At 55.7% G+C, this 24,832-nt stretch carries 21 protein-coding genes and 1 tRNA gene; 15 read left to right on the top strand and 7 right to left on the bottom strand.

What is annotated here, in order from left to right:
• The first annotated feature begins 9 nt into the window (after window positions 1-9).
• The 8 genes from hisF (at window position 10) to RDL66_RS04950 (ending at window position 6,870) form a co-directional block, all read left to right on the top strand.
• Window positions 10-801 (top strand): imidazole glycerol phosphate synthase subunit HisF, encoded by a 792-nt coding sequence (gene hisF / locus RDL66_RS04985; RefSeq protein WP_308535634.1) that lies wholly within the window; start codon window positions 10-12, stop codon window positions 799-801.
• A gap of 127 nt (window positions 802-928) precedes the next feature.
• The gene (gene hisI / locus RDL66_RS04980; protein ID WP_308535632.1) at window positions 929-1,351 is read left to right on the top strand and encodes a phosphoribosyl-AMP cyclohydrolase; all 423 of its coding nucleotides are present in this window, start codon (window positions 929-931) and stop codon (window positions 1,349-1,351) included.
• Window positions 1,351-2,199 carry an indole-3-glycerol-phosphate synthase gene (locus RDL66_RS04975; RefSeq protein WP_308535631.1) on the top strand — a complete coding sequence of 283 codons (849 nt, stop codon included), beginning with the start codon at window positions 1,351-1,353 and terminating at the stop codon, window positions 2,197-2,199. Before hisI ends, RDL66_RS04975 begins: the two co-directional genes overlap by 1 nt.
• Window positions 2,199-3,281: a prolipoprotein diacylglyceryl transferase gene (lgt, locus tag RDL66_RS04970; protein WP_308535629.1), complete on the top strand. Its 1,083-nt coding sequence runs from the start codon at window positions 2,199-2,201 to the stop codon at window positions 3,279-3,281. The genes RDL66_RS04975 and lgt overlap by 1 nt, the downstream gene beginning before the upstream one ends.
• A 162-nt stretch (window positions 3,282-3,443) precedes the next feature.
• The gene (locus RDL66_RS04965) at window positions 3,444-3,683 is read left to right on the top strand and encodes a hypothetical protein (RefSeq protein ID WP_308535628.1); all 240 of its coding nucleotides are present in this window, start codon (window positions 3,444-3,446) and stop codon (window positions 3,681-3,683) included.
• Window positions 3,684-3,783: 100 nt separating this feature from the next.
• Window positions 3,784-4,224, top strand: coding sequence for a translesion error-prone DNA polymerase V autoproteolytic subunit (locus RDL66_RS04960; protein WP_308535626.1), 441 nt, complete (start codon window positions 3,784-3,786; stop codon window positions 4,222-4,224).
• Window positions 4,206-5,576, top strand: a complete 1,371-nt coding sequence (locus RDL66_RS04955; protein WP_308535624.1) for a Y-family DNA polymerase — start codon at window positions 4,206-4,208, stop codon at window positions 5,574-5,576. The genes RDL66_RS04960 and RDL66_RS04955 overlap by 19 nt, the downstream gene beginning before the upstream one ends.
• Before the next feature lie 178 nt (window positions 5,577-5,754).
• A complete protein-coding gene (locus RDL66_RS04950; RefSeq protein ID WP_308535622.1) occupies window positions 5,755-6,870 on the top strand; it encodes a Zn-dependent alcohol dehydrogenase in 1,116 nt (371 codons plus the stop codon).
• Between the two features lie 99 nt (window positions 6,871-6,969).
• On the opposite strand, the gene RDL66_RS04945 is transcribed toward RDL66_RS04950, so the two are convergent.
• Window positions 6,970-8,463, bottom strand: a complete 1,494-nt coding sequence (locus tag RDL66_RS04945; protein WP_308535620.1) for a DUF1846 domain-containing protein — start codon at window positions 8,461-8,463, stop codon at window positions 6,970-6,972.
• A 72-nt stretch (window positions 8,464-8,535) separates the two neighbouring features.
• Here RDL66_RS04945 and RDL66_RS04940 point away from each other — a divergent pair, with 72 nt between their 5' ends.
• Complete coding sequence (locus tag RDL66_RS04940) at window positions 8,536-9,753, top strand: DUF4032 domain-containing protein (protein WP_308535619.1); 1,218 nt, start codon at window positions 8,536-8,538, stop codon at window positions 9,751-9,753.
• Window positions 9,754-9,828: 75 nt separating this feature from the next.
• Here RDL66_RS04940 and RDL66_RS04935 read toward each other — a convergent pair whose 3' ends face one another.
• The 4 genes from RDL66_RS04935 to RDL66_RS04920 all read right to left on the bottom strand — a co-directional run bounded on the left by RDL66_RS04935 (window position 9,829) and on the right by RDL66_RS04920 (window position 13,397).
• The gene (locus RDL66_RS04935; protein ID WP_308535617.1) at window positions 9,829-10,977 is read right to left on the bottom strand and encodes an ABC transporter permease; all 1,149 of its coding nucleotides are present in this window, start codon (window positions 10,975-10,977) and stop codon (window positions 9,829-9,831) included.
• On the bottom strand, window positions 10,964-12,238 hold the full coding sequence (locus RDL66_RS04930; protein ID WP_308535660.1) for an ABC transporter permease: 1,275 nt from the start codon (window positions 12,236-12,238) through the stop codon (window positions 10,964-10,966). Before RDL66_RS04930 ends, RDL66_RS04935 begins: the two co-directional genes overlap by 14 nt.
• 1 nt (window position 12,239) lies before the next feature.
• A complete protein-coding gene (locus RDL66_RS04925) occupies window positions 12,240-13,178 on the bottom strand; it encodes an ABC transporter ATP-binding protein (protein WP_308535615.1) in 939 nt (312 codons plus the stop codon).
• Between the two features lie 142 nt (window positions 13,179-13,320).
• Window positions 13,321-13,397, bottom strand: a tRNA-Leu gene (locus RDL66_RS04920).
• A 108-nt stretch (window positions 13,398-13,505) separates the two neighbouring features.
• Here RDL66_RS04920 and RDL66_RS04915 point away from each other — a divergent pair.
• Complete coding sequence (locus RDL66_RS04915; protein ID WP_308535614.1) at window positions 13,506-14,114, top strand: response regulator; 609 nt, start codon at window positions 13,506-13,508, stop codon at window positions 14,112-14,114.
• A gap of 39 nt (window positions 14,115-14,153) precedes the next feature.
• On the opposite strand, the gene RDL66_RS04910 is transcribed toward RDL66_RS04915, so the two are convergent.
• Complete coding sequence (locus RDL66_RS04910) at window positions 14,154-14,549, bottom strand: PaaI family thioesterase (RefSeq protein WP_308535613.1); 396 nt, start codon at window positions 14,547-14,549, stop codon at window positions 14,154-14,156.
• 33 nt (window positions 14,550-14,582) lie between these two features.
• Between RDL66_RS04910 and polA the strand changes: the two genes are divergently transcribed.
• Window positions 14,583-17,378, top strand: a complete 2,796-nt coding sequence (gene polA / locus RDL66_RS04905; protein ID WP_308535611.1) for a DNA polymerase I — start codon at window positions 14,583-14,585, stop codon at window positions 17,376-17,378.
• 56 nt (window positions 17,379-17,434) lie between these two features.
• Here the strand turns inward: polA and RDL66_RS04900 are convergent, their stop codons facing one another.
• Window positions 17,435-18,697, bottom strand: coding sequence for a dicarboxylate/amino acid:cation symporter (locus tag RDL66_RS04900; RefSeq protein ID WP_308535609.1), 1,263 nt, complete (start codon window positions 18,695-18,697; stop codon window positions 17,435-17,437).
• A 286-nt stretch (window positions 18,698-18,983) separates the two neighbouring features.
• On the opposite strand from RDL66_RS04900, the gene rpsA reads away from it, so the two are divergent.
• The 4 genes from rpsA (at window position 18,984) to uvrB (ending at window position 24,713) form a co-directional block, all read left to right on the top strand.
• Window positions 18,984-20,456 (top strand): 30S ribosomal protein S1, encoded by a 1,473-nt coding sequence (gene rpsA / locus RDL66_RS04895; protein WP_297721309.1) that lies wholly within the window; start codon window positions 18,984-18,986, stop codon window positions 20,454-20,456.
• A 225-nt stretch (window positions 20,457-20,681) separates the two neighbouring features.
• Window positions 20,682-21,857, top strand: a complete 1,176-nt coding sequence (locus tag RDL66_RS04890; RefSeq protein ID WP_308535606.1) for a glycerate kinase — start codon at window positions 20,682-20,684, stop codon at window positions 21,855-21,857.
• Window positions 21,850-22,545, top strand: a complete 696-nt coding sequence (gene coaE, locus RDL66_RS04885) for a dephospho-CoA kinase (RefSeq protein WP_308535604.1) — start codon at window positions 21,850-21,852, stop codon at window positions 22,543-22,545. Before RDL66_RS04890 ends, coaE begins: the two co-directional genes overlap by 8 nt.
• Window positions 22,542-24,713, top strand: coding sequence for an excinuclease ABC subunit UvrB (gene uvrB, locus RDL66_RS04880; RefSeq protein ID WP_308535602.1), 2,172 nt, complete (start codon window positions 22,542-22,544; stop codon window positions 24,711-24,713). The genes coaE and uvrB overlap by 4 nt, the downstream gene beginning before the upstream one ends.
• Window positions 24,714-24,832 lie beyond the last annotated feature (119 nt).

Raw genomic sequence — 24,832 nt, 5'->3', positions numbered from 1 at the left:
GGTGGCAAAATGCCGAATCGTTATGCTGACGACACTTTGACGGTGCGCGTGATTCCCTGTTTGGACGTGAACGCGGGTCGGGTAGTCAAAGGGGTCAACTTTGAAAACTTACGCGATGCGGGGGATCCGGTCGAGCTGGCAGCGCGATACTGTGCGGCCGGAGCGGACGAAATCACGTTCCTGGACGTGTCCGCCTCCGTGGAGGGCCGGGCGACGATGGCCGAAGTTGTGCAGCAGTGCGCTCGTGAGATTTTTGTGCCCCTGACGGTCGGCGGGGGCGTGCGCAGCGTTGCGGATGTGGAACGATTACTGAAATCCGGTGCCGATAAGGTCAGTATCAATACCGCCGCGATTGCCCGCCCGGAACTTATTTCTGAGATTGCGTCCCGCTTCGGAGTGCAAGTGTTGGTGCTGTCGGCCGATGCCCGGCGGGTTCAAGGCGAGGTACGCACCCCCTCGGGCTATGAAGTCACCACGCATGGTGGCAAACAATCGACCGGGATTGACCTGTTGGAATGGATTGGTCAGGCCTGCGAACACGGAGCCGGGGAAGTCCTGTTGAACTCGATGGACGCTGACGGTACCAAGGCTGGCTTCGACATTGAGATGCTGCAGGCGGTGCGTCCGGTCTGTCCCGTTCCTCTCATTGCTTCGGGCGGGGCGGGGACTGTCGAACATTTCGTGGCGGCCGCACAAGCCGGGGCGGATGCGGTTTTGGGTGCTTCCGTCTTTCACTTCGGTGAGATTACAGTAGCTGAAGTTAAGGCAGCCTTGGAGGCGGCCGGATTCCCAGTTCGCTAGCTTTTCGCGCCATCACGATAAATCTCGGTTTACCCATTTGACGCCCCAGTCAGTCGCCGCAGTTCCAGAGGATAATTTTGCTCTGAGCGATTTGGGTAAATATCACGTCAGCTGGCATTATAATTCCGTGACCGAATTACCCAATGATGTGTCCCGGCGTCTAAAACGTGATGCCCGGGGGCTGTTTGCCGCGGTCATCCAAGATTTTGACACGAAACGTGTGCTGATGGTCGGTTACATGAACGATGAGGCATTGGCGCGAACCCTCTCCGAGGGGCGAGTGACCTTTTGGTCACGCAGCCGTGAGGAGTACTGGCGTAAAGGCGACACTTCCGGCCATTTTCAATTCCTGCGTCGCATCGAGATTGACTGCGACGGAGACGCGCTGCTGCTGCAGGTCAAGCAGATAGGCGCGGCTTGCCACACCGGCACCCTTTCCTGCTTTGACGCCGGAGGTGTCATCGAGTCGGCTCGGGTGGACGCCGATATGGCGACCCCGGCTCCCTGGTGCGTTCCCGCCGAACAGCAGACAGAGACGGCGGGACGCTGATGCTGACGTATGAGGAGTTTTACCGTCAAGCTACAGCCGAGGTCGCCCTGCGTGAGGCCACGGTACCTTTGGAACTTGTGAAAGATCAGGCTCGACACGCTCCCAGCCCGAAAGACGGCCTGGCGGTGCTGCACTCCCGTCCCGGTTTTGTGGCCATCATGGGGGAAATCAAACGGCAAACTCCGACTGCCGGTTTTCTCAATCCCATCGAAGACCCGGTGGAGTTAGCCGGGGAATACGTCGAAGGCGGAGCCGTAGCGGTTTCCGTGGTGACCGATTACCCGAACTACTTGGGCACTAGCGAAGACTTCGTGCAGGTCCGCCGCGCGCTGGACGTGCCGCTGCTGCGTAAAGAGTACGTAGTCACCCCCTACCAGATTCACGAGTCTCGGGCGATGGGCGCGGATATGGTGCTGCTGATGGTGGCCTTGCTGGAGCCGATGGTGCTGGAGGCGTTGGTGGAACGGACTCATTCGCTGGGAATGTGTGCCCTGGTGGAATGCCATTCTCGTTTGGAGGCACGCCAAGCTATTTCTGCCGGGGCGCGCCTCATCGGGATCAACGCTCGGGATCGGGAAACAGGTGCGGTGGACCTGTCCATGTGCGAGCAAACTATTGACGTCATTCCACCCGACATCACCGTGGTGGCCGAATCGGGGGTACACGGCCCGCAGGAGGTTTTTGACTATGCTCGGGTCGGGGCTGACGCTATCTTGGTCGGTGAGGCGCTGGTGCGTTCCCCGAACCCCGTGGGCCTGTTGCGCAAGATGACTTCCGCGGCGCAGCATCCCGCTTTGCGTCCCGACCGAGCCTCTCGGTATCGCCACAAGACCGAAGGCACCGATTGATGTCCGCCCTGACTTTTGCCGCCGTGCTTTCGGTACCGTTTTCCTCCGACTGCCTTTTTTCTGCCGTTCGCACCAGTATTCCCTCCCCGCCTTCACCGATCCTGCTCAGCCTGGGGCCGCTCACGATTCGCTGGTACGCTTTTTGGATTATTTTAGGCATGGCACTGGCGATTTTCTGGACCTCCAAGCGTTACCAAGCCCGTGGAGGAAACCCTCAACTCGTGGGTGACATCGGGATTTGGATTTGCTTGCTGGGCATTGTCGGGGCGCGTGCCATGGCAGTGTTTTCCTATCCCGGTGACTACTTCGGTCCGGGCATCCCGTGGTGGAAACCCTTTGCCATCTGGCAAGGCGGTTTGGCCATCTACGGTGGCCTCATCGGCGGATTCCTCGCCGCCGTGGGATTCCTGCGTTTCAAGAAACAGCCCCTGGGAGTGTTCTTCGATGCGCTGGCCCCCACGGTCCTGGCCGCCCAAGCCTTAGGACGCCTGGGTAACTACTTTAACCAAGAAGTTTACGGCAAAGCCACGACCCTGCCCTGGGGGCTAGAGATTAGCCCCCAGATGGCTCCGGCAAACACGGCACCGGGCACCCTGTTCCATCCGACTTTTCTCTATGAGATTATCTGGAACCTTTTGGCCATGAGCCTCTTGCTGCTGTATGAAACGATTCGCAAGCGTTCCCGTGATTCCCAGTTCGCCCAACAAGTCAATGTTTGCCGCGCGACCGGCCAGTCTTGGGGACGCCTGTGTTCTTGGGAAATCGGCGGCCTGTACCTGTTCCTGTACAGTCTGGGACGGTTTTTCCTGGAGTTCGTGCGTATCGACTACCAGTACACGGTGGCCGGGGGAGTCCGCTGGTTCCAAGTCGTCGCCGGCATCATCGCTGTCGTGGGGTTAGCCGTGTTTGCGGCGGCTCGCTACCGGAAACTGCCTGCCGTTCTGACCGAGGTTCCCCAGCCAGCTCCGGATTCCCCGGAAACGCCACCCACAGCACCCAACCAGGAAAAATCCCCTTGTGACCCCGAGCCCGAACCCGAGGCAAAAACGACCGCCGATACTGTAAAAAACCCCGAAAAATAAACTTGTACCTGACTCTTACCCCGTTTAAACAGCGATTTTACGGATGTTACGGTATAATGGTTGTATTGAAGCAGTAATTCCTAGGGGGTTTTACTGCGGGGGGTTACCGGCGCAACCTATGCGTCAGCCCCTCAGAAGATGAAGAGGAAGAAGGTAAACATAATGAATATTAATGAATCTATACATCATCTGACTTGGTCGCTTTTTGACCGTAACTCTGATCGTCAAGCTCTTAACTTGTCCCCGCGGTCGACTCTGTCCGAGGTGGCGCGTCCTTGGTTTGACGCTTACCGCCACGATCCGATGATTGAATCGGCTCTGCGTGACTTGAACGAGGACGGTGCTCGCCGAGTCCAGGCCCTGGATTTCTTGGGATTGGATTTGGTTTCGGCAGCTGCCTAACAGCTAGGCACTTTCAGTGTGAATTCGCGGTAAGCCATGGGCTTGCCGCGAATTTTTGGCTTACTGACCAAATGGGACAAAACGTGCTAAAATCGAACACATGTTCGATTCTGTGCGGTCTGTAAAATCGTGGCGCCCCTATGCGTTAACGCAGCCAGCGCCGCACTCCGGCCTTCCTTTTGCGCCGGATTTGGTGCCGGCTGGCTGGCCTTCGCCCGCTCAGGATTATTTCGACCGCGACATCGATCTTAACGAACACCTTATCCGTAATCGGCCCGCGACTTTCCTGGTGCGGGTCGCGGGGGATTCCATGATCAACGCGGGCATCAGCGATGGGGACGAACTCATTGTGGATCGTTCCTTAGAAGCGGGGGAAGGCAGCGTGGTCATTGCCGTTATTGACGGTGAAATGACGGTGAAACGCCTGCACTTCGGGACTCGCGGGCCGGAACTGCATCCCGCTAATCCAACCTATCCCGTACTGCACCCCTGTGAACTGGAAATTTGGGGGGTAGTGACGCGATGTCTGCACCGGCTCTAGGATCGGGGGTCTGCCGCGAACTTGAGCACACCCCTAGCCGGGGGGAAATAACCCGCGAGGAATGCGAACCCCAGGACGGGCTGGTACATCGCTTTGCCCTGGTGGACGTGGATTCTTGCTTTGCCAGCTGCGAACGGATTTTTCATCCGGAGCTTTCCGGACGTCCGGTAGTGGTGTTGTCTAACAATGACGGCTGCGTGGTGGCACGCTCGCGGGAGGCGAAAGCCTTGGGCATTAAGATGGGCATGCCGTGGTTTCAAATCCGAGCGTGGGCCGAGGCCTGCGGCGTGGTAGCCCGATCCAGCAACTACGAACTTTACGGCTCTATCTCGGCGCGAATTATGGAAATCTTGCGTCAGTTTTCCGCCTCGGTAGAGGTCTATTCCATCGACGAGGCGTTTCTGACGCTCTACGGCAGACCCGCGGAGTTCGTGGGCATAGCCCGCAGCTTACGATCCCGAATCCTGCACGACCTGGGGGTGCCGGTTTCAGTCGGAATCGCTCCGAGCCGAACTTTGGCAAAACTCGCTTCTCACGGTGCCAAACATACCCCGGCCCTGGGCGGGGTGGCCAGCTGGGATGCTTATACCCCGGCTCAGCACGACAGGATTTTACACGGTACCGAAATCGGTGATTTGTGGGGCGTGGGGCGACGCCTGAAAAACCGCCTGGAAGCTCTGGGGATTACGAACGCGCTGCAGCTACAGAGGGCTGACCCCAGCGAAATTCGCCGCCGTTTCAACGTAAATCTGCAGCAAACGGTGTTGGAGCTCAACGGGGTGCCCTGCATAGAGATTATTGAGCGGGATGCGGTGCGCACTTACCAGGTCATGTATTCGCGTTCATTTTCCACGCCGGTGCGCGGGGTCACCCAGGCTTATCAGGTCCTGTCCATTTATTCCCAAAATGTGACGCGACGTCTGCGCCGCCAACAGATGACCGCCGGGGCTCTGTGGGCTTTTGCGTCTACTGCCTGGTACAAGGAGCCGTTTTCACGTATCAGCGCGATGGCTCCGCTGCACCCGCGCACTGACGACCCGGTGACAGTCTTGAGGGCAGCCGCGAAAGTCCTGCTGGGACAGGTCGATCCGCAGGCAGATTACGTGCGGGCGGGCATCTGCCTGACAGACCTAGGTAAGCCTGACCCGCAAGAGCCACTGCCCATGTTTGCCCCGGATCCGGCAACGCGGCGGCGGGGAAAAATTATTGACCGAGTCAACGCAGCGGTGGGGGAGGGCTCTGTAGGGCTGGGTCTCGCGGGTCTGAAAGCCGCTCCGGATTGGACCATGAAGCGAGAGATGCTGTCTAACCGCGGCACGACGCACTGGTCCGAGCTGGCTCTGGTGCGCTAACACAGCGGCGCAAAAGCGGAAATATTAAGCAAAGCAATCCTTACTCGCGGAAAAACAGGTGAAATAGTTTACAAAAAAGGGACCCCGGTCCCTTGTGAAAAAACAGAGAGGCGAAAGAATTGAGTATGAGGTTGGAGATTCCAATCAAGTACCCAACGGACTGTCAAAGGAGAAAGTCATGCCTCAAAAGATTCGTGCCTCGATCGCGTATGGCGTTGGTAAAGGGTTTTCTAAGCCCGAAGAACTCATCCTCGATGATCCCATCAAAGCCGAAGTGCTGGTCGATATCGAGGCTTCCGGCCTGTGCCACTCGGATTTGCACCTGGTGGAAGACGACGACAAGATGTTTGAATTCCCGGCTGTTTTAGGCCACGAGGTCGCCGGCACGGTAGAAGCCGTCGGCCCGGAGGTTGTGGGGATTAAACCGGGAGACCACGTGGTGGCCACCCTGGAGCAAATTTGCGGACATTGCGACAAGTGCATGGCGGGCAAGCCACATTCCTGCCGTCACCAGGAAGAATGCGTACGTCAGCCGGGGGAGCCGCCGCGTCTCAAGTTCCCCGACGGGCGTCCGATTACCCAAGCGCTGGGAATCGGCGGTTTCGCTTCCAAGTCCCTGATTCACCAAAATCAGTTGGCGGTCGTGAACAATCAGGTGGATATGGCTGAGGCCGCCTGCATCGGCTGCGCCACCATCACCGGATTCGGAGCAGCGAAGAACTCGGCGAAAGTGCAGCCAGGGGATTTGGTTGCGGTTATCGGCACCGGCGGCATCGGATTGAACGTAATCTCCGGAGCGCGGGTGTGCGGCGCGCGCACCATCATTGCTATTGACGTGTTCGACAACAAGCTCGAATTCGCCAAGAAGTTCGGTGCCACCCACGTGGTCAATGCCAAGAAAGAAGATCCGGTCGAGGCTGTGCGCCGCATCACCGGCGGCGGGGTGGACAAGTCCTTCGAAGCCATCGGATTTGCGGAAACGATGAAACAGTGCTGGGATATGTTGGCCCAGGGCGGCACCGCCTACTGCATCGGCTTGGCGAAACCGGACGCCACGGTTTCCTTAGAGATTGACCCCATCAACCTGCTGTTTATGCAGCGCGGCTTCAAGGGCGTGTGGATGGGAGCGACAAACCCGAAGCACGACATTCCCTACTATGCGGACCTGGCGGTGGACGGCCGGCTCAATATGCACGACATCGTCACCCAGCGCATCCGTTTGGACCAGATTACCGAAGCGTATGAACAACTCATGCGCGGCGAGGTCATCCGTTCGGTGATCACCGAGTTCTAAACACAGATAATCGTGAAGTTCCGTTTTCCGGGTGAGTCCGCGGGGACTCACCCGGAATCGATTTTTGTGACCTAGCGCACGCGGCGATTGGGGGAGGGGCTAGCGTTTGCGGTACAGGCGCTTGCGTTGAAACTTCGGTTCCGAAGTGACTTGAATTCCGAGGTTTCTAAAAATCCCTTCGTCCACCGACCCCAAGATGGTGGTGGTGTGGACGTTCGTGCCCTCCAGTTCCTTGAGCATCCCCAGGGCGGCGCGCGCTTCGCCAGAAGTTCCGGCCGACACGGACAGGGCAATCAGCACTTCATCGGTGTGCAGGCGGGGGTTACGCGAACCCAAATGCTGGGTCTTTAAGGTTTGAATAGGCTCAATCGACTCGCGTGACAGCAGGTCCAGCTCCGGATCGATGTCAGCTAGGTATTTTAGCGCGTTCAACAGCATCGCGGCGGAACAGCCCAGCAGGGCAGAGGTCTTGCCGGTGATAATCGTGCCGTCGTGGAGTTCAATAGCACTGCCGGGCTGATTAGTGGCGGCTTCGACTTCCAGAGCAGCTCCCACTACGCGACGTTCCCAAGTGGAGATGCCGGCTTTTGCCATTAGCACCGCAATCCGGTTAGATTCCTCAGAATCGCGACCGTCTCGAGCCTCTTCAACCAAAGCCTTATAGTAGCGGCGGATAATTTCTTGACGGGAGGCTTCTTGGCAAACTTCGTCATCGCTGATGCAATACCCTGCCATATTGACACCCATGTCTGTGGGGCTTTGATAGGGGGATTTCCCGGTGAGCTGCTCCAGCATGGTTTTCAGCAGCGGGAAGGTCTCGGTATCGCGGTTGTAGCTGGTGACCTGTACCCCATGTGCCGCCAAGTGGTAGGGGTCGATGAGGTTGATATCTTCCAAATCCGCGGTTGCGGCTTGGTAAGCCAAATTCACGGGATGTTCCAGGGGCAGGTTCCAGATGGGGAAGGTCTCAAACTTGGCGTAGCCAGCTTCGATACCGCGTTTATTGTCATGATAGACCTGAGACAGACAGGTCGCCAGTTTGCCGGAACCCGGACCGGGGGCGGTAACTACGATGAGGTCACGGCTGACTTCCACATAGTCGTTACGACCGAAGCCGTCCTCGGACAGCACCAGTTTCGTGTTCGAGGGATAACCCTCGATAATGCGGTGTCTGGCGACCTTCAACCCCAGTCGTTCCAGGCGCTCCTTGAACGCGAAAGCCAGGGCGTTGTCGTCCGCGAGCTGGGTCATCACCACGTTTTCTACCAGGAAACCGCCTTCGCGGAACACGTCAATGAGTCGCAGCACGTCGTCCTCGTAAGTAATATCTAAATCGGCGCGCCGTTTTTGCCGCTGCAAGTCCAAGGCACTGACGCAAACCAAAATCTCAATTTCGTCCTTTAACTGGCGCAGCATCGAAATTTTGTTGTCTGGTGTGAACCCCGGCAGCACTCTGGAGGCGTGCATATCGTCGTAGAGCTTGCCACCCATCTCTAGGTAGAGTCGCCCCCCGATTTCTTCGCGGCGCTCCGCAATGTGTGCGGACTGCATCTTAATGTATAAGTCATGGTCAAACCCAATTTTTCGGCTCATAAATACTTCACTTTCCCAAATGTTTCAGCCAGGCATCGTTAATTAATTATTGTCTTAGCTTACACTAGGGGAGTGACGTTCTCAGTGACCGCGGCCACCGCGGAACCCGCTTTACTGGATTTGCCTTGGGAATTGCCCCTCGCGGAATGGCCAGAACGCTATATTGCCTCTTTCCCGCACGGAATTTCACGCCACATCGTGCGTTTCGTGAACCTCGGACCGCGAATCATAGCGGTGAAGGAAATCTCTGAGGAAAAGGCCCGTCACGAGTATTCCCTGTTGCGTGATCTAGTTCGTTTGGAACAGCCGGTGGTGCAACCGCTGGCTTACGTCACCCACCGTACCGATGCTGCCGAGGAAGAGCTGAACAGCGCCCTTGTGACCTATCACCTGCCGTTTTCCCTGCCCTACCGAACTCTGTTTACCGCAAACATGAGTCCCGAGACCGCCACTCGCCTCATAGATTCTCTAGCTGTGTTGCTGGTCAGACTGCATTTGTTGGGGTTCTATTGGGGCGATGTTTCGCTTTCGAACACGTTATTTCGCCGTGACGCCGGAGCATTTGCCGCTTACCTGGTCGACGCGGAAACCGGGGAACTACATCCCGAAGGCCTGACTTACGGGCAACGTTCCTACGATGTCGAAATCGCTCGCGTGAACATCATCGGTGAGCTGATGGATCTCCAGGCCGGGGGCACTCTTGACGAAGCCGCCGACACCGTTGAAATCGGTAATCTGCTACAAGACCGCTACGACGCCTTGTGGGAGGAACTGACCTCTGTGGAAACGTTCAATGCGGATGAAACCTGGCGTATCGAGGACCGCATTCGGCGTTTGAATGATCTGGGTTTTGACGTGGGGGAGCTTAAGATGAAGACCGACACCACGAATGGGGAGCGCCAGTTGCTGATTCAGCCCAAGGTCGTGGATTCGGGGCATTATCACCGCCAGGTAATGCGCCTGACAGGTCTTGATGTTCAGGAAAACCAGGGGCGGCGCATGATTAACGATATGCAGACTTTCCGAATGCTCAATCATCTCGAAAACGTGCCGCTTGACGTAGTGGCGCACCGCTGGCTGACCAAAGTGTATGAGCCGATTTTGGCGGCCCTCCCGGAGGAACTGCTCTCTAAGCTGGAGCCGGCTCAGGTGTTTCACGAGATTCTGGATCACCGCTGGTATCTGTCGGAAAACCGCGGGAAGCGGGTCAGTTTACACGAGGCCATTGACTCTTACATTCGCAAAGTTTTACCTGAGAAACCCGATGAAATCAGCCTTTTAGGCCAGTAAACGCATTTCATGATGAAAACACAGCCAAATCTGGTTTAGCCAAAAACCAAAACTTGCCTTACCGAGTGCCAAAACCTAGACCCTGCGTCGATAGCGTTCCAGGACCAGAGAAGCTATCCAGAACACAATCGCGAATCCAATCTGGACGGCGATATTAATCCAGAAATGGTTGGCGTCATCCCCGCTGAAGGTTGTCATTTGCGCCAGGGTATTGTTGTTGTCGATGTAGTAAAAGGCGGGCAGCACCTGTCCGACAGCAACGACCGCCTCGGGCATCAGGCGCGTGGGAATGAAAGCACCACACAGGAACGAGCTGGCCAGAGCTATCACGTTTACGATTGCGCTCAAGGCCTGCTTGTTGGTTGTAATCTTTGAAATGAGGAATCCCAAAGCCAGCACCGGCAGACCAAAGACAAAAGTGTTTAGGGCAAAAAGTCCTCCGCGTCCCGTAGACCAGGACGCTGGTATCAACACCGACACCAGCCCCACGTTCAAGGCTGCCAGCAGCAGCATAATAATGGCGCAACCGATATTACGATTTAGGTCTATTCGTAGTGGTTTCGCTGAGGAAACAACGGTGCGCCGGCGGACGTTTATCTCCGCGAACGCTGCCAGCACCATGGTCATGACATAGATGGAACCGGCCATGAGGGTGTAGCTGCCGAAGTTGTACAGCCCCGCCGTCAGCATCAAGGTTTTAGTGTCCAGTTGGCTGGTGAGGACGACATCCGCCGAGAGCTTCGCGCTGGACTCAATTGCTTTGACCAGCTCGTCTTCGTCGTTAAGGTATTTCCCGTAGCCGGTGGCCAAACGCAGGAAACGCGTCACCAGCGCCTCTGCCGAAGCACTCTGCGCGGAGGCGCGCGACTTGATTCCGACCGTCGGTTCTTGACCTTTCAGAATCTTGTCGGTGAAGTCCGGCGGCAGATAAACCGCGTAGGCCAGCGCCTCGTAATACAGGGCGTCGTCAATTTCGCGTTCGCTGATTTTCACATCGGCGTTGCTGGTCCGCTGACGCAGATAGCTGTCAAATGCGCGGGTCAGGGGGGTTTCTGAACCTTGATTTATCAGTATCGCTTTGGGCTTATCGGCGGTAAAGTTTGCGGCACCGCCGGCAGGCGCCTGGTAAGCCGTCAGACCTATCACCACCATGATGGCGGTAAGGATAAAGACAAAACCGAGATTGCGGAGCAGTACCCGCACGAAACCTTTAAAGACTGTCATAGCGCTGCCTCCTCAGGACAATAACGGAAGCGCCGAGCAAGACCGCGGAAATAACCAGCAGAATGACGATATCCTGCCAGTATCCGTCGTATCCGGGGTGAAAGAACAGGTTATAGTAGCCATCGGTGATGAGGGCAACCGGATTAAACTTGTTGACCATCGGAAAGCGGAAATCCACTGCGTAGCGCATCGCTCCGCCCATCATTCCTGCCAACATCGCCCCCAACATGGTCACAGCGATGAGGACGCCAATCTTGGCGTTCTCTCCGCCGGGAACCAACGTGGAAATGGCCGCCCCGAAACTCAGACCTGCCAGGGTTCCTACCGAGGCCAGCAACACGGTTAACCCCCAGTTTGCGCCGAAATCGACCTGGAATAGGGAATGGCACAGCATTAGCAGCGCCAGCAGCCCAATCAATTCCACCAGGTAGCTGGTGATGATGCCGGAAATAATCAGCTTGGACTTACTGGTCGGGGACACGGCGATGCGCCGACCGATAACCCCCAGCGGTGGCTGAGCGTTATTCATGATTGTCAGCGAAAACATTCCCCCGTAGAGAGCCGCCATAGCTACAAGGGAAAAGAACTCCGCCATTAATAAGTCCATCGACTTGGGGCTGCGGTCTTGCAGGGTAAAGCCGCTGGAACTGAGCTGGTTTTGGACGGATTTGGCTATTTGTCCGGGGTTGAAAGTGGGCGTCCCAGGCGGAGGACCGGCAGGGCCATCAACTATGCCGGTCGCGGATGGTGTCAATGCGCCCTGCTGCGCGGTGATTTCTCGCTCGGTGAGAGTGGAAATCATATCCACCCGTTGGGTAATTTCGTCGAGAATTATCTTGAGGATGGTCTGGTTTAGGCCGTTGGTGGCGATGGTCAGTTTTGCTTGGGCGTTTTTGACCATCCCTTCGCTAGGGGTGCCGGTAATTTCGACGATTCCGTCGACTTTTTCATTCTGGAGCAGCTCCTTGCCCGCCTCTAGGCTGGACACTTCCGTAACCTTCAGAAGAGGTTTGTCGCTGCCGGTCACGCTGGAATCTCCGGTCTTCGCCAACTCGTCGAAGGCAATCTTAAAGGCACTGTCCTTGTAGACCTGGGAGTTTACGACCGCTACCGGCACCGTGTCAAAAGCTTCCTTGTTGACAATGTCGCCCAAAGCCACCTTGAACAATATCCCTAAAAGAATCGGGAAAGCCAAGGTCCAAAACACTAAAGAGCGGTTGCTGACCAGGACTTTGACGTTATATAAAACCAGGTGTCCCATCTCAGTCACGCAGTTCCTTGCCGGTGAGCTGCAAAAACACGTCGTTCAGCGTGGGGCGTTCGGAATAGATTGACTCGTAGGCAACTTTTGATTCCACGAGGTCGTGAATCAGCGCCGAGACATTGTTTTGACCGTGTCCATAGATGATTTCCACGCTGCGGTTCTTGGTCTCGACGGATTGGATTTGGGAATCACTGCGCAATTTTTCCAACAGCGCTTCGGGTAGTTCCGTGCCTTGCAGAGTGATCTTTTCCTCGATATTCGACAGTTGTTTGAGTTCGTTGACGCTGCCTTGCGCGATGATTTTTCCCTTGTCGAGGATGATGATACGGTCGCAGATCTGTTCGACTTCCTCCATGTAGTGAGTGGTATAGACCACCGTCGCACCCCGGTCACGCAGGGTAACGATGCCGTCAAGGATGTTGTTGCGGCTTTGCGGGTCTACCGCGACAGTTGGCTCATCGAGAAAGATGAGTTCCGGTTCGTGGGCTATGCCACAAGCTAGGTTCAGTCGGCGTAGCAGGCCGCCAGAAAGCTGTTTTGGGCGGAATTTCAGGTAATCCTGGAGCCCCACCAGCTCTACCGCAGCGGCAATCATCTGGTCACGTTTCGCCTTGTTTGACACGTACAGACCGCAGAAGTACTCCAGGTTTTGCGCCACGCTAAGTTCGTTGAACACTGCCACGTCTTGAAACACCACACCAATGCGGCGCTTTATGTCATAAGCGTCGGGGCGCATTACTTTTCCAAAAATTTTGACTGTACCGCTGTGAAATTTCAACAGTGACAACATACAGTTGATGGCGGTAGATTTGCCGGAGCCATTGGGCCCCAGTAGTCCCAAAATCTCGCCTTGGCGGACTTCCAAGCTCAGTCCGTCCAGGGCTCGTAATGTCTTGTAGTCCTTGGTCAGTCTCTGGACTTCAATCACGTTTGACACTATGTTTCCTTGCGCCGTAGCCTATGAGTTCTCCAACATCGTAGACCCGCCCCAAAGTGCAAATTCGTGAATTTACCAGAACTTAACGCAACCTTTTCGCAAAATAAAAATTACCGATTATCCCAGGATAATCGGTAATTTTTGGTACCCCGGAAGGGATTCGAACCCTTAACAAGCCGGGTTTGAGCCGACCGCCTCTACCAGTTGGGCTACCAGGGCATGCTTTGTGAAGGTTTGGTAAATAACCCGTCGCAAAGACTTCATATATACTAAAGTATCTAACGAGAAAAGCAAATCGAGTCCACTCACAAGGGAGATCTGAAAGAGATGGCGAAGACGACATCTGCAGCAAAGGACACCAAAGTACACAGGCGAGTAATTGTGGCCGAAGACGAGGCCTTAATCCGTCTCGACATTATCGAAACCATGAAAGAAAACGACTTCGAAGTGGTTGGTGAAGCTGCCGACGGCGAGGAAGCCGTAACCTTGGCTTTGGAACTGGAACCTGACTTGATTGTCATGGACATAAAAATGCCGAAACTAGATGGCATCGCGGCAGCCGAAAAAATCATGAAAGAAGCCCCCTGCGCCATCGTGATGCTGACCGCTTTTTCCGATAAGGAACTCATCGAACGCGCCAAAGATGCCGGCACCATGGCGTACCTGGTGAAACCCTTTGACCCCAAAGATTTACTGCCCGCGGTGGAAGTAGCCCTGTCGCGTCACCAGGAGCTGCTCTCTTTGGAAGATTCCATCGCGGATCTGCAAGATCGGCTCAGCACCCGCAAACAGGTAGACCGCGCCAAAGGCCTTTTGATGGAAAAGATGGAACTGACCGAGCCGGAAGCGTTCCGCTGGATTCAAAAGACTTCGATGGATCGCCGCTTGTCCATGCGGGAGGTTGCCGACGCGGTCATTGACCAGCTAGGGGATTAATTCCGTTCAATAGTTTGCGTCGTCACCATTTGGAAAAGGTCACTTTTCCAGGTGTTCGACTATAGCGCAGCTCATCACCCCGGTGGAAATGACCTTGCCACTGTCTTCGCTGACGTTCTCAAAACGGTAAACCGCAGTGCGTCGCCCCAAATGTACCGCGTCTACGGTACAAACAACGTTTCCGCCCAATCCCGGTTTAATGTGGGTTATGTCAAGGTGTGCCCCAACTGTGGATTTTCCGGACTTTTGGGCCCACTTATAGGCTGCAAATGACGCCACTGTCTCAGCCAGCAAAGCGGCCGCGCCGCCGTGCAAAATTCCAAAAGGCTGGGTGTTGCCTTCCACCGGCATCACTCCAACGGCGTGTTCGGGCGTAATCTCACGGAAAGTGATGCCCATTTTCGCAATCGCTGCACCAATGTTGTTCTCGTCCATTTTCGCCTCCTGGGTTACTGGTAGCCTTAAGTCATGGCTGAAAAACGTTTACTGGTATTGGACGGACACTCCCTCGCGTTCCGCGCTTTCTTTTCGCGTGATCCGGAAAGTTTCCGCACCTCCACGGGTGTCTATACCAATGCAGTACACGGATTTTGCTCTATGTTACTAAAAATGATTCGCAGCGAAAAGCCGACCCATATCGGGGCGGCCTTCGATCTGTCGCGTCATTCTTTCCGTACTGATATTTATCCTGAATACAAGGGAGGACGCAGCGACACCCCCGAAGAATTCATTGGACAGGTCGAAAATATTCAAAAGCTGCTGACTGCAATGGGGATTAAGTGGTTGACGGAACCCAACGTTGAGGCCGATGACATTTTGGCGACTTTGACGGCAAAAGGGATCAAAAACGGCATGGAGGTATTGGTTTCGTCAGGGGACCGCGACACTTTTCAGCTTATTTCCGACAACGTCACCGTGCTTTACCCGGGACGCAGTATTGCGGACACAAAACGGATGACTCCCCAAGCAGTAAAAGACAAATACGATGTCTGGCCCCAGCAGTACCCGGAAATCGCCGCCCTGGTGGGCGAGCACGCCGATAATTTGCCGGGCGTGCCTTTGGTCGGGGAAAAAGTCGCTGCGGCTTGGATTAACGAATACGGCTCCCTGGACGCTTTGCTAGAGCATCGTGATGAGCTCACAGGCAAACGCGGGGAAAATTTGCGTCAACACATAGAAGACGTCCTGCGGAATCGCCAGCTCAACCGGCTACGCACCGACCTGCAGCTTCGGGTCGGTTTAGAGGACTTGCACTGGACCGGGTTCGATGCTGAGGCAGTAAAAGCCGTGTGCGATGAGCTGGAGTTCAATCAGCTGCGCACCCAGATACTGAAACTCGGTCAAACTCTCGGGATGACGTCCGCCAATGCAATAGCATCCGGTGCTGCGTCCAGCGCGATAGAGGAACCTGAACCACAGGACGCTGACAGCTTCGGGGTGATACCGAATCCTGAGCGGGTCCGTCTGGGAAAGGACCTCACCTCGGAACAGTTCGCCCAATGGCTGAAAAGCACTGAGAACGACAGTTTAGGTATTTGGGCAGTGGGTAACATCGGGGTCACCAATCCGCGGATTGACTGGCTGTTTTTGGCTACAGACAAAACTCCCCAGGGGCAGTGTGTGTTGATTGTCCCTGACGAGCTGACACCGGAAACGGAACGTATGCTGCGCGATGCTTTGATGGGGAACCGCGAAAAAACCGTGTATGACGCGAAATCGTTGCGTCACGCGCTGCGCGCCCATGGCTGGGAATTACACGGCGCGGTCACGGACGTGAATATGCTCGATTACCTGGTCAATCCCGACGGGAACCGCACCAAGTTTGCCGGGGTGACGAAGCGCCTGCTGGGTTGGGAAATTGATGAGAAACCCTCCGACATCAGCAAGATCAGTGAACAGATGACTTTGGACTTGGGGATGGAACTGGACGGAGAGTCCGTGGCTCAACCGTGGCCACAAACCCTGATTAATCAAGGTATCTATGCTTATGCTTTGCTGCGGATGCAGCCCATGCTCCAGCAGCTGGCGCGTTTCCGGAGGGTCGACGGGTTACTGGAATTGGAGAACCCACTTTCCCTGGTTTTAGAAAAAATGGAATATACCGGGATAGGTATTGATACTTTTTGCCTTGATGAATTTGCTCAGAGTTTGCAATCTGAAGTTACTATGGCTGAGCAATCCGCTTTCGAATCCATTGGTCGCGAGGTCAATCTATCCTCCCCAAAGCAGCTACAGGATGTTCTGTTTACCCAGCTCGAGTTACCAAAAACTAAAAAGACTAAAACAGGGTATACAACTGATGCGAAAGCATTGGAGGAACTTGCGCGGTACAACCCACACCCGTTCCTCGAAGCACTTTTATACCATCGTGATCGGATAAAACTTTTGCAGATTGTGCGCAATCTGCGCGACCGGGTGGCAGATGACGGCAGGATTCATACCACTTTTGGGCAAACCGTAGCCGCGACCGGACGGTTGTCCTCCATTGATCCGAACCTGCAAAACATTCCGGCACGCACCGCGGACGGGCAAAAAATTCGGGAAGCTTTTGTGCCTCAGAAACCGTATACCGCATTGATGACAGCGGATTATTCACAGATTGAGATGCGGATTATGGCGCATCTGTCCGGAGACGAGGGACTGTTGGCGGCGTTTGCTTCCGGCGAGGACCTGCACCGTTCGGTGGCGGCTTTGGTTTACGGAGTGACACCCGATGAAGTGACCGCCACCCAACGCTCCCACGTCAAGGCGACTTCTTACGGGTTGGCGTACGGATTGAGCGCTTTTGGTTTGGCCGGTCAGCTGAATATCTCTCAGAGGGACGCCAAGCAACTGATGGACATCTATTTTGAGCGGTTCGGAAAGGTGCGGGACTATTTGAATTCCATTGTCGCCACTGCCACCAAGGTCGGTTACACCGAAACTATGCGTGGCCGGCGCCGTTACCTGCCGGATTTGCGTTCTCCGAATCGGAACGTGGCTGATAATGCCCGGCGCGCGGCACTAAATGCTCCCATCCAGGGCAGTGCGGCCGACCTTATGAAAGAAGCGATGCTCCAGGTTGATGCTGATTTGCAACGCGAACATTTGCAGTCTCGTGTGTTGCTGCAGGTCCATGACGAACTCGTCTTAGAGGTCGCACCCGGAGAAGAGGAGAGCTTGGAAACCTTGATACGTAGAGCGATGACGGGTGTCGCGAAACTGCGGGTTCCGCTGGAAGTTTCGGTGGGCATCGGCCCTAATTGGAGAGCCGCTGCGCACTAAAAACCAGGAACCGGCACCGGGAGATCCGGTACCGGTCCGCGGTAAGTTGGAATCGGTTACTTTACATCTTCGAGATACTTATCGGTGTCGAAGTTGTTTTCGCCGGCAAAGCTCTGGGCGATTTCTTTGTCGTTGTCGTCAATCTTGCCGCTCGAGAACCGCGCCATTAGCATAGCGATAGCTCCGTCACCGGTCACGTTCGTAGCTGTCCCAAACGGATCGAGGGCGATGTAAGAAGCAATCATCAACGCAACTTGTGCATCGTTGAATCCCAGCATGGAGGACAAGATTCCAGTCGCCGCCATAATCGCACCGCCGGGAACGCCCGGGGCCGCCACCATGGTGACACCCAGCATAAAGATGAACCCGACGAACTGGGCGACAGTAACCTTAATATCGGAAGTCATAATGATAGCCAGCGCGAAAGCGGTAATCTTCGAGGTCGATCCCGCCAAGTGAATCGTGGCGCACAGCGGCACCGTGAACGATGCGACCGGGTCGGGAACCCCAATCTTCTTGACTTGACGCAGTGTCACCGGAATCGTGGCAGCAGACGAAGACGTCCCCAAAGCGGTCGCGTAGGCAGGCAGCATCGTCAACAGAGCCTTGAAAGGATTGACGCCGAAAGCCAAACCGCCGACCAGGTACTGAGTGACGAGGATAACGACCTCCAGCGCCAAGACCAGGATGACCACCACCGCCAGCACGGCGATGACGTTGTAAACCTCGCCGGTCTTTGTCATGTTGAGGAAGATACCAAAGATGTGAATCGGCAGCAGAGGAATGATAACTTTTTCAATCAACTTGATGATGATGGCGCGGAACTCCACGAAAGCGCGACGCAACGTGCCGCGGGACACCATAGACAAACCGATGCCCATAATGAAAGACAAAATGAGCGCGCCCAGTACGGAAATCGGGGCGGGAATCTCCAAAGTCACCGCCGGGGCGATGCTGGAAGCCGAAGGATCCGCAACTGAGGCCAGAGAACCCTTGCGCAAGAAGTTCGGCAAGACACTCTCGGAAATGCCATAGGTCAGGAACCCGGAATACATAGTCGAAATGTAGGCGACTAGCGCGGTCACTCCCAGCCACTTCGCCGAACCGGAACCGAGGTCAGCAATAGCGGGGGTCACCAAACCGATAATAATCAGTGGGATACAGAAGTTCAGGAACTGGCCAAACAAAGAGTTGAACGTGGCGAAAACCACAACGACGGGCTTGGGAACAAAAAGCCCCAAAATAATGCCCAGGACAATCGCGATGACAACCCAGAGCAAGATGCCACCCTTTTTGAAAAAATTAACTAGAGACTGCATTCCTGCATTAAACCACACTTTTTACACACCTCTTTCATCCGGTTGCCTTCCGTTCGCTGACCCGAGCCTACTGTTCGAATAACCCCGGTAATGACCGATAGCAACCCCGCCAGGCTCAGAAAGTAAACTCAGGGGAGTATTTTTCGGATTTAATTTGGACACGCTGGCGCTATCCAGTAACATGGATGCTTGGTGTTTTATCGTTTCCAGGTGGTTTTTTAGCCTTCTCGGAGCGAGGTAGCACCGGTAATTATTCCTACTACCTGACCTTGGAGTCACCAACTAAATGTCCAATACTACTAATGTCCCTACTACCGTTCCTCAGGTTGCCATTAACGACATCGGCTCGACCGAGGATCTCATCAAAGAAATCGACAAGACCATCAAGTACTTCAACGATGGCGATCTTGTCTCCGGAACCGTCGTGAAAGTTGATCGCGACGAAGTTTTGCTCGATATCGGTTACAAAACCGAAGGCGTTATTCTTTCCCGCGAACTGTCCATTAAGCATGACGTGGATCCCGACGCGGAAGTCAAAGTTGGTGACGAAATCGAAGCTCTGGTCCTCCAAAAGGAAGACAAAGAAGGCCGCTTGCTGCTGTCCAAGAAGCGCGCTCAGTACGAACGCGCTTGGGGCGACATCGAAAAGGTGAAGCAGGAAGACGGGGTCGTCAACGGCACCGTTATCGAGGTTGTCAAGGGCGGTTTGATCATCGACATCGGCCTGCGCGGATTCCTGCCGGCCTCCCTGGTGGAGATGCGCCGCGTCCGTGACCTGCAGCCTTACATCGGCCGCCAGCTGGAAACCAAGATTATCGAACTGGATAAGAACCGCAACAACGTGGTTTTGTCCCGTCGTGCTTTCCTGGAACAGACCCAGTCCGAGGTGCGCACTACGTTCCTGTCTACCTTGCAAAAGGGTCAGGTTCGCAAGGGCGTGGTGTCCTCCATCGTCAACTTCGGCGCGTTCGTCGATTTGGGCGGGGTGGACGGCCTGGTGCACGTTTCCGAACTGTCCTGGAAGCACATTGATCACCCCTCCGAGGTGGTTCAGGTCGGCCAGGAAGTCACCGTGGAAGTTCTCGACGTTGACTTTGATCGTGAACGCGTGTCCCTGTCCTTGAAGGCTACTCAGGAAGATCCGTGGCAGACCTTTGCTCGTACCCACAAGATCGGTCAAATCGTTCCGGGTAAGGTCACCAAGTTGGTGCCTTTCGGTGTGTTTGTCCGGGTCGAAGACGGTATCGAGGGCTTGGTGCACGTCTCCGAGTTGGCCACCCGTCACGTGGAGGTTCCCGAACAGGTTGCCAAGATTGGTGATGAAATCTTTGTCAAGGTTATCGACATTGACCTCGAACGCCGCCGGATCTCGCTGTCCTTGAAGCAGGCCAACGAGGGGCTGGACGTAAGCTCTGATGACTTTGATCCTTCGCTTTACGGTATGTCTGCCGAATACGACGCGGAGGGCAACTACAAGTACCCAGAAGGCTTCGATCCGGAAACGAACGAGTGGATGGATGGCTACGAGGAACAGCGCGCTGCTTGGGAGGCCTCCTACGCTGCGGCTCAGGCTCGTTTTGAAGCCCACAAGGAACAGGTCAAGGTCGCTCAGGAAGCTGACAAGGAAGCCGCTATCGCTCAAGGCGTAGCTGAACAGACTTCTTACAGCTCCACCACCGAGGAAGAAGCCGATACCTCTGGTACCTTGGCGGACGACGAGGCTTTGGCGGCGCTGCGCGACAAGCTGGCCGGAGAGTAAAACTCTCGTTAGTACTGGCGCGGCTACAAAGCCGGCAACAATTTTAATAGTGATGCGGAAACGAACTGGTTTCCGCATCACTTTTATGCTCGAATTTTGCACCGGCATTTGGCCACATTTCCCAGCGGGGTGGCTTAAGCTGAGAAATACCGCGGTTTTCGATGACCGGATGAAACCTGTTCAGCACCGCCACAATGTTGAGTTCAGCACAGAGAGGGAACTGTCGTGAAAATTGTCATTGCCCCGGATTCGTTCAAGGGTTCTTTATCTGCCGAGGAAGCAGTAGCTGCGATGAAGCGCGGTGTTGAGGCCATATTCCCTGACGCCGAAACGGTTGCGGTGCCGGTGGCTGACGGCGGGGAGGGGACCGCCGCGGTCATGCTTAATGCTTATGGCGGGGAAGTGAAAACTGCTCAGACAGTAGATGCCCTGGGTCGCGAACGTCAGGGCGAATTTACTTGGATTCCCGCGCGGCGCATGGTCGTCTTGGACACCGCCGAGGCCTGCGGGATTATGTACATTTCCATGCTGGAACGCAACATCATGGATTCCAACACCGAAGGTGTGGGGATGCTGCTGAAAGCCGCTTTGGACTTGGAGCCCGAGACTATAGTGGTCGGCTTGGGTGGTTCGGCGACCAATGATGGCGGCTGGGGCATGATGCACAATCTCGGTGCAAAACTGTTTGACGAGGCTGGTCACGAGCTCGAACCGAAAGTTCACGTTCTGGCTAACGCCGCTCGGCTGGATTTGTCGGGGTTGGATCCGCGTTTGAGCAAAGTTAAGATTATGGCCGCAAACGATGTGCGCAACCCCCTGACCGGCTCCAGCGGGGCTTCGGCCTCATTTGGTCCGCAAAAAGGCGCCAAACCGTTGCAGTTGGGTAAGCTCGATCGCTGCCTTAAGAACTGGGGCCGACTGTTGGAGGAAACCACCGGCGTCAAAGTGACGGACGTGGAAGGTGCCGGTGCCGCCGGTGGTATGGGAGCCGCTTTCCTCGCTTTGGGCGCAGAAAATCGTCGCGGTTTCGAGGTCGTGGCTGAAGCGACGAATCTGAACGCAGCTATGGTAGGCGCCGACCTGGTGCTAACCGGTGAAGGGCAGCTCGACCGGCAAACCCAACGGGGCAAGACACCCTGGGGAGTGGCCCAACTGGCTCGCCAACACGACATTCCCGTTTTGGCTTTCACCGCGCGCCTGGGCTTGGGACATGAGATTTTGCTGCAGGACGGATTTACCGCGATTATTCCCATCATGCATCAGGCTATGACCGGTGAAAAAGTCGCCATTGAAAAAGCGTCCGTCATGTTGGAAGACGCGGTAACTTTGACTTTGCAGCTGATGACGGTGGGAGCGAATCCGGCCATCAGCGACATTTTGCTGAAAGCACTTGATGATTAAACAGCTGCGTACGTTCTCCGTTCCGGATAATCGCGCTCTAAAAGTCGCTGTCAGCGGTGGTATCGGTTCGGGAAAAACGACGTTCACCAACTGTTTAGCTGCTCTCGGCGGAGTCCGTTTTGACGCTGATGAAGTGTTACGTGCCGCCACCGGTCCGCAAGGATGTGCCACGGCACAAATCCGAGAGGCTTTTGGCGCGGCGGTGTGGGAACCGGGGGGACAGCTTAATCGAGCCGCCCTGGCGCAGCTCATTTTTTCTGACCCCGCCGCGAAAGCTCGCTTGGAAGGCATCTTGCACCCTCTCGTCTGGCAGGAAATGGACCGGGTGTTGGCTCAGTTAGGGGCGGAAGACGTGCTGGTGGCCGAGATTCCTCTCTTGACCGAAACCGGTAATCACACCCGTTTTGACTGCTGCGTCATGGTGGATGCCCCTCTGGAAGTACGACTCGCGCGCCTCACCCGGGATCGTCAGCTGACCGAGGCGCAGGCTCATGCGCGGATTGACGCGCAAGCCAGCCGTGACCAGCGGGAAGCCATCGCGACGTTTTGGGTGGATAACTACGGCACGCGCGGGGATCTGGAAGCGGACGCCGCAGCGTTGTGGAAGATTTTGTCCGACCGCCCGGTGCCGGAGCTTTCAGACTTTGCAAAGCACGGTGGCTCGGATTTGCCTACACTGGGACTATGACTGAAAAAAAGGCGCTACCTCGCGATTTGGTGGAAAATCCGATTCCGCTGGAAGTCGTCAGCGAATACACCCCCTCCGGGGACCAGCCGGAAGCCATCGCAGAGCTCGCTGAGAGAATCAATGCCGGTGAAAAAGATGTCGTGCTGTTGGGGGCGACCGGCACCGGCAAGACCGCCACCACCGCCTGGCTCATCGAAAAACTGCAGCGCCCCACCCTTGTGCTGGAACCGAACAAAACGTTGGCGGCCCAGCTGACCGCCGAGTTTCGGGAACTGCTGCCGAAAAACGCCGTGGAATACTTCGTGTCTTATTACGACTACTACCAGCCCGAAGCCTACGTGCCGCAAACCGATACCTATATCGAAAAGGATTCCTCTATCAACGATGAAGTGGAACGTCTGCGGCACTCGGCCACAAACTCCCTGCTGACACGCCGTGACGTGGTGGTCGTTTCCTCGGTATCGTGCATCTATGGTTTGGGCACGCCGGAAGAGTACGTGTCGCGCGGCATTCACCTGACTCGAGGGATGCAGATTGGACGTCAAGACCTCATCAAGCGATTCGTGCAGATGCAGTACAACCGCAATGACGTGGAGTTTACGCGTGGCAATTTTCGGGTGCGCGGGGACACCATCGACATCATTCCCATGTATGAAGAACTCGGGGTGCGCGTCGAAATGTTCGGCGACGAGATTGACGCCCTGGCCCTGCTGCACCCGGTGACCGGGGCGACTTTGCACGAAGTGAACGAAATCTATGTGTTCCCCGCCTCGCACTACGTCGCCGGTCCAGAACGAATGGAACGCGCTTTGGCCGGAATCGAGCACGAACTGGAGCAGCGCTGCAAATGGTTCCATGATCAGGGCAAACTGTTGGAAGAACAGCGCCTCAGAATGCGCACCACCTACGACTTAGAGATGTTGCGTCAGATTGGGATGTGTGCGGGCATTGAGAATTATTCCCTGCATATTGACGGACGGCAGCCCGGCGAGCCGCCGCACACCCTGCTGGATTACTTCCCGGAGGATTTTCTGCTGGTCATTGACGAGTCTCACGTCACGGTGCCCCAGATTGGGGGCATGTTTGAAGGCGACATGTCGCGCAAACGCACGCTGGTGGACTTTGGGTTCCGGCTGCCTTCCGCGATGGATAACCGTCCCCTAAAGTGGGAGGAATTCCAAGACCGTATCGGGCAAACAGTGTATCTGTCCGCGACACCGGGGGACTATGAACTGGGTCTCAGCGATGGGGTAGTGGAACAGATTATTCGCCCCACCGGCCTGGTTGACCCCAAGATTGTGGTGAAACCGGTGGAGGGTCAGATTGACGACCTGATGGAACAGATTCGCCTGCGCACCGAAGCGGATGAGCGGGTACTGGTGACTACGTTGACCAAACGCATGGCGGAGGACTTAACAAAATACCTGGCTCAGCGCGGAATCAGGGTGGAATACCTGCACTCGGACGTAGACACGCTGCGCCGGGTGGAGCTGCTGCGATCGTTGCGTCAAGGTGAGTTCGACGTGCTGGTGGGTATCAACCTGCTTCGCGAGGGGTTGGATTTGCCTGAAGTTTCGCTAGTTTCGATTTTGGATGCAGACAAGCAAGGTTTCTTGCGTTCCGCTAAGTCGCTCATTCAAACGATTGGGCGCGCCGCCCGTAATGTCCACGGAGAAGTTCATATGTACGCTGACGCGGTTTCCGACGCGATGCGCGAAGCCATCGACGAGACTGAGCGGCGCCGCCAAAAGCAGATTGCCTATAACGAAGCTCACGGTATCGATCCGCAGCCGCTGCGCAAAAAAATCTCTGACGTGACCGATATGTTGGCACGCGAGGACATCGATACGGCTGAATTGTTGGGAACCGGGTATCGCCAGCCTGATCAAAAGCCTTCTGCCGCGGCCCGCAACGCGGCTCAGGATGCGGCTGCCGCCCGCGCGGCTCTGGAGGTTATCAATCGAGCGCGAGCCAATGCAACAGAGAACCAGTCAACTCAAGCTGGCGAGCACGACGATACCGTGGACTTGGTTTCGCTGGTCGCGGAACTGACCGAACAGATGCACACGGCCGCCAGTGAGCTGCGGTTTGAGCTGGCAGCTAGGCTGCGCGATGAAATCGCTGACCTAAAGAAAGAAATCCGCCGCGGGAAAGCCTTGGGCAACTAGCGTTTCGGGTCGTGTTTTGGGTTAAAGTGTGCGCTCAAGGGCGGTCGGGTTGGCTTGGTTTCGCCCGCTTTGGCGCACTCGGGTTTACGGAGTCTAAGTTTGCATATGAACTAAAAACA

It is taken from the genome of uncultured Mobiluncus sp. (assembly GCF_902488535.1).
Lineage (GTDB): Bacteria > Actinomycetota > Actinomycetes > Actinomycetales > Actinomycetaceae > Mobiluncus.
Note: the sequence above shows the minus strand (reverse complement) of the source record. Positions and strands in the feature narration are given on the sequence as shown.

Bases quoted from the DNA above. Each gene is read 5' to 3' on its own strand.
- lgt (WP_308535629.1), top strand. From the start codon at position 2,199: ATGTCCGCCCTGACTTTTGCCGCCGTGCTTTCGGTACCGTTTTCCTCC.
- RDL66_RS04955 (WP_308535624.1), top strand. From the start codon at position 4,206: ATGTCTGCACCGGCTCTAGGATCGGGGGTCTGCCGCGAACTTGAGCAC.
- rpsA (WP_297721309.1), top strand. From the start codon at position 18,984: ATGTCCAATACTACTAATGTCCCTACTACCGTTCCTCAGGTTGCCATT.
- RDL66_RS04900 (WP_308535609.1), bottom strand. From the start codon at position 18,697: ATGCAGTCTCTAGTTAATTTTTTCAAAAAGGGTGGCATCTTGCTCTGG.
- RDL66_RS04910 (WP_308535613.1), bottom strand. From the start codon at position 14,549: ATGGACGAGAACAACATTGGTGCAGCGATTGCGAAAATGGGCATCACT.
- hisF (WP_308535634.1), top strand. From the start codon at position 10: ATGCCGAATCGTTATGCTGACGACACTTTGACGGTGCGCGTGATTCCC.
- RDL66_RS04930 (WP_308535660.1), bottom strand. From the start codon at position 12,238: ATGGGACACCTGGTTTTATATAACGTCAAAGTCCTGGTCAGCAACCGC.
- RDL66_RS04935 (WP_308535617.1), bottom strand. From the start codon at position 10,977: ATGACAGTCTTTAAAGGTTTCGTGCGGGTACTGCTCCGCAATCTCGGT.
- RDL66_RS04915 (WP_308535614.1), top strand. From the start codon at position 13,506: ATGGCGAAGACGACATCTGCAGCAAAGGACACCAAAGTACACAGGCGA.
- uvrB (WP_308535602.1), top strand. From the start codon at position 22,542: ATGACTGAAAAAAAGGCGCTACCTCGCGATTTGGTGGAAAATCCGATT.
- RDL66_RS04965 (WP_308535628.1), top strand. From the start codon at position 3,444: ATGAATATTAATGAATCTATACATCATCTGACTTGGTCGCTTTTTGAC.
- RDL66_RS04945 (WP_308535620.1), bottom strand. From the start codon at position 8,463: ATGAGCCGAAAAATTGGGTTTGACCATGACTTATACATTAAGATGCAG.
- coaE (WP_308535604.1), top strand. From the start codon at position 21,850: ATGATTAAACAGCTGCGTACGTTCTCCGTTCCGGATAATCGCGCTCTA.
- polA (WP_308535611.1), top strand. From the start codon at position 14,583: ATGGCTGAAAAACGTTTACTGGTATTGGACGGACACTCCCTCGCGTTC.
- RDL66_RS04975 (WP_308535631.1), top strand. From the start codon at position 1,351: ATGCTGACGTATGAGGAGTTTTACCGTCAAGCTACAGCCGAGGTCGCC.
- RDL66_RS04950 (WP_308535622.1), top strand. From the start codon at position 5,755: ATGCCTCAAAAGATTCGTGCCTCGATCGCGTATGGCGTTGGTAAAGGG.
- RDL66_RS04960 (WP_308535626.1), top strand. From the start codon at position 3,784: ATGTTCGATTCTGTGCGGTCTGTAAAATCGTGGCGCCCCTATGCGTTA.